Genomic DNA, 11,465 nt, shown 5'->3' on the forward strand with positions numbered 1-11,465 from the left:
TCCATGGACACCGCTGTCGCGACGGAGGTCGGTCGATGACGGACGCGGTGCAAGCGGACACACGGGTGGACCCCCGTCAGCTTCTTGGCGCGTGGGCGAACAGTTCCGACGAATGGGTGCGGTACATCGTGCGCGTCGTACTCACCGGAGCTGGCCCTCTCAACTCCGACGAAGAGGACCACGCGTACACGCTGTTCCGGCAAGAGAAGGCGCTGGACGCCCGGGAACTGTCGACCGAGGATCAGCTCGCGATGATCGACGGGGAGGACGAGGCGCTCGAACCTTTGACCGTGACCTCACTGTCAGAGGTTGCGGGGGTGAACGCTCTGATCGGTGGTGGGGTCATCGAACCGCATCAGGGCCTCACCATTCTGTTCGGTGAGAACGGCACCGGCAAGACCGGGTACTCGAGAATCTTCAAAGCGCTTGCTGCCAGCCGCACCGCGGACGTCATCCTCGGGGATATCGAGGCGACGGCGCCGCAATCCCCGTCCGCGACGATCGGCTACCAACTCGGAGCGGAAGCGAAGACGTACGCCTGGACAGGGCAACGGGGGGTTGCCCCGTTCACGCGCATCTCGATCTTCGACAGCCCATCGGTGAGCTTCCATGTCGACGAAGACCTCGAGTATGTGTACGTCCCCGCCGCGCTTGCCTTGTTCAACCACGTCATCGCCGGAATCAAGGCCGTCCAGGCCCGCATTGATGCGGCAATCAGCGACCTGCGATCCGGCCCCACAGGACTGCTGGGCCGATTCCCGCGAGCGGCGTCGGTGTACCCGCTGATCGAGACGCTCGGCGCCGCGACAGACCTGGACCAGCTCAGGGCGATGGCCGACCACCACACCGACGCTGATACCCGCATCGGGACACTGCGCCGCACCGTGGCCGCGCTGGAGGCCGACACGATCAGCGCCGAGATCACCCTGCAACAACGCGCCGAGCGTGTCCTAGCCGAGGCGAGCACGGCCGCACAGATTCTCGGTCGGTTCAGCCCCGCCACGTACAGCAGCGAGCTCACCGCCCTGGCGTACCTGCAGGAGGAGTATCGAGCCTTCCGCGCGGCGCTGTTCGAAGCGGCGGACCTGCCCGCCGCCCCCGACGACACCTGGACCCGGTTCATCCAGGCCGGTGAGGAGTACGAAGCACACCTGAGCGCACACGACGCGCACGACGCAGACCGGTGCCTCTACTGCCGCCAACCGCTCAGTGACCCGGCACGGGCGCTGATCGGAAAGTATTCCGAGTTCCTCGAGGAAAAGATCGCCGGCGACATCGAAGCCGCCAAGGGGCGGCTCAGCGCCCTGACCTCACCCGTGTTCGGCATCCGGACCAGCGATGTCGACGCCTACGCGCGCGACCACGCCACGAGCAACCCGCAGCCCGTGTTCTTGCCACTGCTGGAACGCACGCTCAGCACTGCCACCGCGCTCCTTGACCACCTCCGCGACAACACCCCCGTCACAGCCGACCTCCTGGCTCACGTGGCCGCCGACGCAGATGGCCTCACCGAAGCACTCGAGACCACCAGCGGCGCCCTGGTGGAACTGCGAGGACAAGCCGCGCGGCGCGCGGAAACACTCGCTGAGAAGAAGAAGGAACTGGTCGAACTCGAAGCTGCCGCCGAACTCGCCCGGTCCTGGGCGATCATCGAACAACAGGTGCGCGACGCGAAACAAGCCGACCGCCTCGCACTGCTCGCCAAGCCCATGCCTGCGCTACTACGCGCGGTCACTGGCCTTGCCAAAACCGCGAGCGACCAGATGATCAACGAAAGCTTCGACGCGCTGTTCGCCGAAGAACGCACCGCGCTCCGTGCACCCGAACTTCAAGTCGAGTTCGTGGGCCGTCAGGGACGAGCGCACCGCCGCAAGGTCCTCACCGGCAAGCACAAGCCGTCGAAGGTCCTCTCCGAGGGCGAGCAGAAGGTTCTCGCGATGGCGGACTTTCTCGCCGAAGCACGCCTCGCCGGCATCACCGCACCGGTGATCTTCGACGACCCGGTCTCCAGTCTCGATCATCGCCGCATCAACGAGGTCGCGCAGCGTGTCGCGGCACTCGCCGACACGACCCAGGTGATCGTGTTCACCCACGACATCTTCTTCGCCACCACACTGCTGAACCTGATGGCAGCGTCCAAACGATGCTCGTACTTCCACATCACCGACGAGGACGGCAAGGGGCAGGTCACCCGAGCTACCGGGCCCCGCTGGGACAGCATCAGCAATCTGAAGAAGAACATCAACGAGACCATCCAGGCCGCCAAGTCCCAGCAGGGTGATGCGCGCGCCGCGCTCGTACGCACCGGCTACGACTGGATCCGGGCCTGGTGCGAGGTGTTCACCGAAACTGAGCTGCTGCAGGGGGTGACGCAGCGTTACCAGCCCAACGTGCGGATGACCGCGCTACCGAACATCAAGACGGCCGCCCTGCCTGCCGCTATCGAGACTGTGAACCGCGTGTTCGAAGAAGCCTGCCGCTACATCGACGGACACTCCCAGCCGCTCCCCACCCTGAACGTCAGCCCCACTCTGGCCGGCCTCGAGGCGCACTGGGCAGAGTTGAGCGAGGCCAGAGCCGCGTACCTCAGCGCCGGCGCGTGATTGGCCGTCGTTCGGGTGGGAGGAGACCCCGGCCTCGACAAGAACGCTACGTACCCCGGGCTGCCGACCCCGACCACATACCGCCGAGGGCATCTGGCGGATGAGGGTGCCCAGGCGCACGCATCCTCGCCCTCCTCGAGCCCCCGTCCGCCCGCCAAAGCGGCACCGTGTCGTCGGTATAGGAGATACTGGCGACACCTGAGGCCGGCAGGGGGGACCCGTTGACAGCAACACCACAGCAGTTGGCTGAAGCCGTCGACACCAACCCGACTCTTCGTCTTCTCGGCGCATACAGTCGCGACTGGGTCCTGCCGCTGTTCGCCACCCACCTGGGGACCATCGATGGTTCCGTCTCCGCGGAGTGGTTCCATGAGCGGGTCGCTGAGACCATCGACGCCTTGCCGAGCATGACGGGAGATCGTACTCCCGCCGAGCACTGTAAAAAGTGGGTCGAGGACCGGTGGCTGGAAACGGAGATGGACGCTGGCCGCCTGCGATACCGGCTCTCCGCCTACTCGCTGCGAGCCCTGCAGTTCGTCCGTGAGATCGTCGACGGTGAAACCACTGTCACCACGGCTCGGTTAGAGAGCATCGCGCATGCCGTCCACACGCTCGCGGATATGACCAACCCCGACCGGCGCGTGCAGGTTCGTCGGATCGATCGGGAGATCTCCCGGCTCAAGAAGCAGCGGGACGACATCAAGTCTGGTCGGACCCGGCTGTCTACCGTGGAGGAGCAGCAACAGCAGCTGCGTGAGATCTTGGCGATGACCCGCACGCTGCCTGCGGACTTCCGGCAACTGCGCACCCTTGTCGAGGACCGTCACCAGCGAGTCGCCCGACGAGCGATGGCCGACGGTCCTACCAAAGCAGAGCTCGTCGAGGACTACCTCCACGAGCACGACCTCCTCGGCGACACCCCCGAGGGCCGCTCCTACCAAGGGTTTTCGAGGCTGTTGACGTCCAAGCAGGCCCAATCCATCCCGGACGACATCGATCAGATCCTCTCCCAGGAGTTCGCCCGCGAGCACATGACTGTGACCGAGCGGGCGCAGCTCGAGACGATGTTCTCGACCCTGCTCGCCGCGCAACTTCGCGTACAGCAGAGCTACGTCAAATGGACCTCGTCACTGCGGCGCTTCCTCACCAGGAGCACACACGAGAAGCACCGGCGCCTCCTCGCCCTCGCTGACCGGGCGCTCAGCGCCGGCGCCGAATGGGTCGAACGGCACCCCGGCCCCGCGGTGATCGACAGCGACGTGCTCGGCATCGGAACGATCGACACCACCGACATCTCCCAGACCCAGTTTTGGATCGACCGGGGACCTCAAGAGGTTCAGGTCCGCGCGATCTCGCCGCACGCAGACCTCCCGACTGCGGATCGTGAGGCGTTGCGGCTGGCGGCTGGGACGAGCCCGAGAGTCGTCGCCCGGACCGTGAACCGGCTGATCCGTGAGCGCGGTGCGGTGACCGGCAGCGAAGTCTTCGACGCGACGCCGCCAGACTTCCGACGGCTGGGAGCACTCGTCTCCCTCCTTGATCTAGCCATCACCTACGGCCAGGTATCAGACCACATCAGAGATCGCGTCGCACTCCAGCCCGCGCAGGAACGTGCACTCCACGTCGCGCTCCCCCATCTACGCTTCGACACACCCATCATGATCGGTGAGCACGAATGAGCGACGGACACGGCACCACCGATACAGGAGAGCTAGCGCCTGACGCCCCCGAGGATTTCCCTGACGGTGCCCGCCGCGCGCTCGTCGTGCTTCTCACGAACCGGTTCATCACCCGGACGAGGAATCGCGCCGTGTGGGACATCCTGCGTGGGTATGAAGAAGAGATCCGCGGCCGCCTCGCAGATCTCTACCTGACACTGGAGATCGACCACGACCACGGCGTCGCATTCAAACGGCAGATCATGGAGGAGGACACTCCCCGCATCCTCCGCAAAGATCGCCCGCTCAGTCGCGACGCCTCGTTCCTGCTCATCTTTCTCTGCCAGGAGTGCGCCCACGCCGACCCCCAGGACGAGCTCGTCGTGGTCACCCGGGCTCAGATCGACGAGTTCCTTAGCGCCTACCGCCAGGATGACGACGGCGACCAGGCGAAGTTCGATCGTCGCGTCACCGCCGCCATCCGGCAGCTGCAGGATCTGCGGCTGCTCAACCAGGACCCTGACGCCGACTACCTCTACACGATCTCGCCAGTCGTGGTACCTCTTGTCGGTGTCGATGAACTGACGCGGCTGGAAGCGGCATACCGGCTCGGGGCAGGCGCCACCGCAAATGACGGGAATGGCACCGAAAACTCAGCCCAGCTCCTTGACGAGGAGTCCTGATGCTAATCAATGGGCAGTTCCGCATCGAGAAGGTCCAGGTCCTGAACTGGGGCGGATACTCCGACCTACAGGTCATGCATGTCGAACGTGCCGGCACCGCGATCCTCGGACCGTCCGGACGCGGCAAGTCCACCCTGCTCGATGCGATGGCCTCGGTCATCCTTCCCAACCCGCAAGAGTTCAACCAGGCCGCACGCGACGACAAAGGCCAGAAGCGCGAGCGCACCGTATACACGTACGCGCGTGGGCTCACTGACCGGCGGCGTGACGAGAACCGACGCTCCGGCACAACCACCTACGTGCGTCCACCCGGCACAAACGGGTTCGCCAGCGGCGCTGCGATCACGTGGGCTCATGACGATGGCCGACGGGTCACGGTGTTTCGACTCGCATGGGTTGCCAGCGACACCACCGGCGCCGACGCGATCAACGCGAATACGATCTACGGGTTCGTCTCCGGCGACTTCGACCTGGACCGCCTGAACGGGCTCACCGGTGTCCGCTCCGGCTCATCGCCCCTGACCAAGACGACGCTCAGCGGCCTGATCGACACCAGCCGCGGTGATCTCGTCGATTCCTCACAGAGCAAGATCCACGCGAAGATGCGCTCCGTGATGGAGATGGGCAAGTCCGACGAATCCCAGCGCCTTGCCATGCACCTGCTGCGCCGCGCCCAGGCCTCCAAAGGCATTTTCAACATCAACGCGCTGTTCAAGGAGTTTGTGCTCACCGAGCCGCTCGCGCTCGACCGGTGGGGAACCGCGCTCGAGGCGTACCGAGAGGCGTCACGTCTGTATGACGAGTACGAAGCCACCCGACGCCAGCTGGAGACCCTCACCCGCCTCCCTCAGCTCGCCGAGAAGTACCAGCACGCGGGCAAAGACCACACACGCAAGACTTCACTCCTCTTGGAGCGGGCCGAAGGGACCCCCGCGCGCCTACGGATCTGGCACGCCCACAAGCTCCTCGACTGGTTGCGCGCACGGATCGATGACAATCGCCTGACGACGGCAGAGACCAACGAAGATCTGCAGGCAGCGAACACGCGAAGGACACACGCGAAGACAACGTTCGACAACCTCCTGCTCAGCCTCACCTCGGCCGGCGGAGACAAAGCACCCCTCCTCAAGGTCCAACTCGACACCGCCCAGCACAACCTGGACCGGATCGGCATTCACCGCGCAGCCGTCTCCCGTCGCCTATCTGAGTTCGACCGCACCCTGCCCGCCTCGCAGGGTGATCTGTTGCTTCTGCAGGACGACCTCAGCGATATGCGCACCCAACTGGAGACCCAACAGATCGCTCTTGACGCCGAGGCCAAGGCTGCGGTGCTCCGCGCGGGCATGATCGCCGGACAACGGAAGTCGGTCGCACACGAGCTGCATCAACTCAGCTCCCGACGATCCAACATCTCTCCCGAGGCGGCTCAGCTGCGCGCCGACATCGCCGCAGCTACCAACGTGCCGCTGGACCGGCTGCATTTCTTCGGTGAACTCATCCAGATCAAGGCCGAGCACCAATCATGGGAGGCTGCCGTCTTCAGTGTTCTGCGCGGCGTCGCCAAGGATCTCGTCGTCGATCAGGAACACTTCATCACCGTTCGGCGATTCATCAATGAGCATGACACCCGGATGCACGTGTCGCTCGTTCCCGTTCGCGAACAGGGCTCTCAGCGCGAGCCGGTACCCGGCACCGTACCGGCGATTGTCGAACTGGCGGACTCACCGTTCGCCCCGTGGGTACTCAACGAGCTCGTCGACCGATTCTCCTACCAGCTCGTGGAACGCGACTCGGATCTGGACACCAAACGTGCGTCACACCTCAACGGCGCCGTCACCCGCGCAGGGATGCGCACCGCAGCATTCGGACGGTTCGCGAAGGACGACTCGGTACAGAGGTACTCGTTCATCGGCTGGGACACCGCCGATCTACGCCGCGACCTTGAGCAGAACCTCGCGTCGCTTACCGCGGAACTGGCACCCGCTGACGCCGCGTCCAACACCGCTCAAGCCACACGCGACGACGCACGCGATCGGGCACAGCGCCTCACGACACTCCTCGAAGAACTCGACTGGTCATCCATCGATACGGCACCTGCAGCCGACCAGGTGCGACAGCTCCAAGAGGAGATCGCCGAGGCCAACACCCCCGAAGTCACCGAACTCCAGAAGCAACTGGACGACGCGCGAACAGAAATGACCGAGTCGGAGCTGCACGCACGCGAGATCGAGACGAAGCTCACGACTCTGAACGCAGCGTGGGGAGTGCTGGTCGACCTGGAAGACGAGTCATCTCTTCTCATCGACGACTCCGCCGTGTTGGACGCCGACGAACGCGAGGCCACCGGCACACTCGGATTCCTCGCACCTCCCGTCGATGTCACGACGGCGACGGGTCGCGCGCTCCGTGCGGCAATCGAAGCCAGCTACGGGCAAGCGGCCACGGATCTGCAGAACCAGCTCGTCTCACTCAGGAAGGAACGCGAAGCACTCGAGACCGCTGTCCTCGCCACCATCCGTGCATTCCGCGGCCTGGAGGATCGAAACCAGAGGGAAATCGACGAGAGCATCGACAGCCTGCCGGCGCTGCTCTCCATTCACGACCAGCTGCTCACCGATGACCTCCCCCGCACCAAGCAACGCTGGCTCGAGCAGGTCGACCAGGACATGAACACACAGCTGCGAGGACTTCTCGTCCAGATCGATGACGATCGCCGCTCAATCGTCCGAGGCCTCGCCCCCATCGATAGGGTTCTCGAGCGTGTGGCGTTCCGCGTCGACTCCACCCTCACGATCGACGTCTCCGACAAACCCAGCGGTGAGCTCAACGAGTTCCGCTCCACGATCTCGGAGTACACCAGCAACACCCTCCACCAATCCATCGAACGCGACGCGGAGAAGATCGAACGCGACTTCAACCGGCTGCGCCGCAAACTGGCCCTCCTCGACGACCTCACCCGAACCGGCGAGAGCTGGCGTCGCCGCGTATTCGACGCGCGCGAACACGTCGAGTTCAAGGCAATCGAGAAGAGAGCCGACGGCGTCGAAATCGTGCACGACGGTGTCTCCGGGATGAGCGGCGGGGAGGGGCAGGAACTCATCGCATTCATCCTCGGCGCAGCCCTGAGATATCGGCTGGGCGAAGGAACGGACGCCCCTCCCACCTACGCGTCGATCGTGCTCGATGAAGGATTTGTCAAAGCCGATAGCGACTACACCGGACGGGCCCTCGCCGCCTTGTCCGCGCTCGGGTTCCAGCTCATCATCGGCGCGCCGCGTGAGAAGGCAACGGCGTTCGAGTCCCACGTGGAAACCGTCGCATACATCAACTCCGACCCAGCCAACCCGCAGGGCGTGCGCATCTTCGAGATGACGATCAGCGAAGCGCTCAGTATCGAGGAAGCCGCGTGAGGAGCCCCGCAGACGTTGAACGTCTTATCACCACCCGCTACAAGTCGTCCTGGCGCGCCTGGCTCACACAATCCTCCCCTGAACAGATCACCTTCCCCCTCCAGCCACCCACCGCGTCAACCATCCCCGCACAAGAAGAGGCCGTCCGGACGTGGCTACATGCGTGGCGTGCCTGGCACGACCTGCACCCCGCTACCAGCCTGCGAACCGCGACCGTCCGCACGGCCGCTGGCGCTCAGGTCGTCTACACACACATCGACATCCCTGGGCCAACAGCGCTCGCTGGACTCGACCCCGCGACCGCTAACCACTGGCAGACCGCGATTTCCCGCTACCCCCAACTGGCAGACCTCGACGTCTCCACCGACCAGCTGCGGCCGATCCTGCCCCGCATTGTCGACCTCGACGATTACGACTTCGAACTGCTCCTGCGCGTCGTGGAATGGTTCCGCAACAACCCCGCATCCGGGCTCACCGCCCGCCAAGTCCCTGTCACAGGTCTCCACACCAAGTGGCTGGGACGGCACAAGGCGATCGTCATCTGCCTGCTTCGAACCGACATCCCCAACCGGGTGGCTGATCTTGGCGCAGAAGCCGTCGACCCTGAACTCGACATCAACGACCTCGATCTACTCGGACTGCGGCGACTGCCGAACCACGTCGACGTCATCCTCGCCGACCCCGCCGACCGCCGACTCGTGGGCGGCATCCGCCAACTCCGAGCACCCGTCGAAGAAGTCGCCGGCCTCCCCCTCACCCCCGATGACGTCCTGATCATCGAGAACAAGGAGGCCGCGACGCCAATAGAGGACCGAGCAGGGCTTGTAGTGATTCATTCGCTTGGCAACTTTCTCGACGTGCTCGACGCGCTCCCATGGCTGCGGTCCGCACGCACCTGGTACTGGGGAGACCTCGATCGAGCCGGGATCACACTGCTGTCGCGTGCCCGGGCTAGGGTGCCCGAGATCGCCTCCCTACTCATGCACGCCGACACTGTCCGGGAGTTCGAACCACTCGCGAACGCCGACCCGAGCGGTCGCGTAGACCCACCCGAACCAGTCCTCACGCAAGATGAACGTGCCGCGCTGGAATATCTCGACGCTGGACAGCCGCCGCTCCGCCTCGAACAAGAACGCATTCCATGGCACACAGCGCAAACCACCATCAACCTGGCGATCGACCAGGCCGCTGTCCTCGATTAGCGCTCGTGTGGCACCATCCCAGACCACCTCGAGGACACCCCGACGTGGACGGGCTCTGATCCCCGATGCCGTGGACACCGCGTCATCGGCATGACAGACTGCTCTGTTCTGCTGGAAGGGGAACCACCGTGCCGCACACAGACGACCACACCGACTGGGAACAGATCATCCGCGACATGATCGCGCGGAGCAGCGAATCCGCACCTACCGAGCCAGGCGTGTACCGGATGCCGTGCGGGAACTGCTACGTCGACTTCTTCCGCACCTCGGACGGCACCGAAAGTTGGCTCGTCCCCGGCGACGAGCGCAGCTACACTCGCGACACTGTCGCCATCGACCGGCACGGCGACCACCCGTGGGAGCGGATGTACACCCTCGGCCACGCCGCCGCCGAGATCCGACGCCGCGCGACCGCCGACGATACGCCCGTCGAGGTGCTGGTCGAGCAGCTGGCGGCGATCGCCGCGGTGGAGGACGCGGCCGAGGCGGAGGAGATCGCCCGCATCGCCCGGGAACGTCCCGCCGACAGCCCGGACGTCCCGCTCGCCGATGTCGCTCGGAAGTTCGGGATCGATCTCGACGAGCTCTAGCGATACCTGTCGTCGCCTACTGGCACGCTAGAGACACCAGATCATGCGAGACACCGATCACCTGCGAGAGGGGCGTCGTCGTGAACCTGTATCCGCGGTTCGACTTCGACCAGGTCGACTTCGTCACCGCGGACACCCACTTCAGCCACGCGCGGATCAGCGAACTCGCGGATCGCCCGTTCGCAACGGTCGACGAGATGAACGCTGAACTCATCCGCCGCTGGAACGAAACGGTCAGTCCGACAGAGGTGGTGCTCCACCTCGGAGATGTCGCGCTCGGCCCGATCGAGGAATCGATCGGTATCACCGCGCAACTGCACGGCCGCCGATTCCTGGTCCCCGGAAACCACGACCGGGTGTCACCGGCGACGCAGTCGAAGAAGGCGATCGAACGGTTCGCGGCGCTCTACGAAGCGGCCGGTTGGACGATTCTGCCGGAGGTCATCGAAGGCACCCGACGCGGGTATCGGATCCTCGCTTCTCACTACCCATACAAGGGCGACTCGCAGGAGTCGGATCGGCACACCACCCATCGACCGCGCTGGGACGACGGGATCCCACTCCTACACCCACGCCCGCGACCACGGACCGAACGGGCACCAGTTCCACGTCGGCGTCGACGCCCACGGCTACACGCCCGTCCCCTTCACCGAAATCGACGCGTGGATCCGCGGCCTCCCAGACGCCGAACCATGGCTCGACATCGCAATCCGTGAGGCCCGCCAGACCATTACCGACCTCGACGGCAGCGAAACCTCAAACTCCGACGCGCTGTTCTACACGATGGGCTACAACGAGCTACGGGTCGCGCTGGAAGAACTCCTCGGCGCGTTCGACTCCGCCCACCCCGACTCGCCCCCGGGGACTGTCTAGGCGCGGGACTTCCGCGTCGGCGTATACCGCGTGGGCCCGAGTGTAAACAGTTCGCCTGCCGCGGGACCTGATCGGAGGGTACGCGGTTCCCGTCGGAAGCGGATCCATCCGCGACGCCGCCAGTGCACCATCGTCAGGTACCGCACCGACGCCGAAGACCACGCCTCCTGACGCTCCGCGGCGTCGGGGTCGTGGGCGGCGAGCTCCGCGAACACCTCACGGAAGGTCGGCGGCTGACCACGCTCGCGGGTGTGGCGGTGGATGAACCTCACGGCGCGGCGCGCCCACACCGGCGCTGTCTCATCAGCGGTGAGTTCAGTGAACAGCGGCACGAGGTGCGGGCCGCGTCCGTTTGAGTGGTGGTCTTTCGCTTCGTTGCGATGATCAGCTGTCGTTAGTTTAGGCGGCGGTGATCTCGGGGAGTATCACCGCCTCGTCGATGGTGG

The 11,465-nt window shown here is 65.0% G+C and carries 8 protein-coding genes; 7 read left to right on the plus strand and 1 reads right to left on the minus strand.

Features of this window, described 5'->3' with window-relative positions:
* Positions 1-35: 35 nt before the first annotated feature.
* The 7 genes from BGO47_RS12395 to BGO47_RS15130 all read left to right on the plus strand — a co-directional run bounded on the left by BGO47_RS12395 (position 36) and on the right by BGO47_RS15130 (position 10,862).
* A complete protein-coding gene (locus tag BGO47_RS12395; protein ID WP_138174587.1) occupies positions 36-2,603 on the plus strand; it encodes an AAA family ATPase in 2,568 nt (855 codons plus the stop codon).
* Between the two features lie 221 nt (positions 2,604-2,824).
* Positions 2,825-4,282, plus strand: a complete 1,458-nt coding sequence (locus tag BGO47_RS12400; RefSeq protein WP_292712348.1) for a DUF3375 family protein — start codon at positions 2,825-2,827, stop codon at positions 4,280-4,282.
* Positions 4,279-4,944: a DUF4194 domain-containing protein gene (locus tag BGO47_RS12405; RefSeq protein WP_138174591.1), complete on the plus strand. Its 666-nt coding sequence runs from the start codon at positions 4,279-4,281 to the stop codon at positions 4,942-4,944. The genes BGO47_RS12400 and BGO47_RS12405 overlap by 4 nt, the downstream gene beginning before the upstream one ends.
* Complete coding sequence (locus BGO47_RS12410; RefSeq protein ID WP_138174593.1) at positions 4,944-8,354, plus strand: SbcC/MukB-like Walker B domain-containing protein; 3,411 nt, start codon at positions 4,944-4,946, stop codon at positions 8,352-8,354. Before BGO47_RS12405 ends, BGO47_RS12410 begins: the two co-directional genes overlap by 1 nt.
* Positions 8,351-9,556 carry a Wadjet anti-phage system protein JetD domain-containing protein gene (locus tag BGO47_RS12415; protein WP_138174595.1) on the plus strand — a complete coding sequence of 402 codons (1,206 nt, stop codon included), beginning with the start codon at positions 8,351-8,353 and terminating at the stop codon, positions 9,554-9,556. The genes BGO47_RS12410 and BGO47_RS12415 overlap by 4 nt, the downstream gene beginning before the upstream one ends.
* A 128-nt stretch (positions 9,557-9,684) precedes the next feature.
* A complete protein-coding gene (locus tag BGO47_RS12420) occupies positions 9,685-10,146 on the plus strand; it encodes a zinc ABC transporter ATPase (protein WP_138174597.1) in 462 nt (153 codons plus the stop codon).
* An 80-nt stretch (positions 10,147-10,226) separates the two neighbouring features.
* Positions 10,227-10,862, plus strand: coding sequence for a metallophosphoesterase (locus tag BGO47_RS15130; protein ID WP_171024259.1), 636 nt, complete (start codon positions 10,227-10,229; stop codon positions 10,860-10,862).
* A 153-nt stretch (positions 10,863-11,015) separates the two neighbouring features.
* On the opposite strand, the gene BGO47_RS12425 is transcribed toward BGO47_RS15130, so the two are convergent.
* On the minus strand, positions 11,016-11,351 hold the full coding sequence (locus BGO47_RS12425) for a hypothetical protein (RefSeq protein WP_292712351.1): 336 nt from the start codon (positions 11,349-11,351) through the stop codon (positions 11,016-11,018).
* Positions 11,352-11,465 lie beyond the last annotated feature (114 nt).

Origin of the sequence: Microbacterium sp. 67-17 (assembly GCF_001898325.1) — a bacterium.
GTDB classification, from domain to species: Bacteria; Actinomycetota; Actinomycetes; order Actinomycetales; family Microbacteriaceae; genus Microbacterium; species Microbacterium schleiferi.

Coding starts and splice junctions, on each gene's coding strand:
- BGO47_RS12410 (WP_138174593.1), top strand. CDS start 4,944: ATGCTAATCAATGGGCAGTTCCGCATCGAGAAGGTCCAGGTCCTGAAC.
- BGO47_RS12395 (WP_138174587.1), top strand. CDS start 36: ATGACGGACGCGGTGCAAGCGGACACACGGGTGGACCCCCGTCAGCTT.
- BGO47_RS12405 (WP_138174591.1), top strand. CDS start 4,279: ATGAGCGACGGACACGGCACCACCGATACAGGAGAGCTAGCGCCTGAC.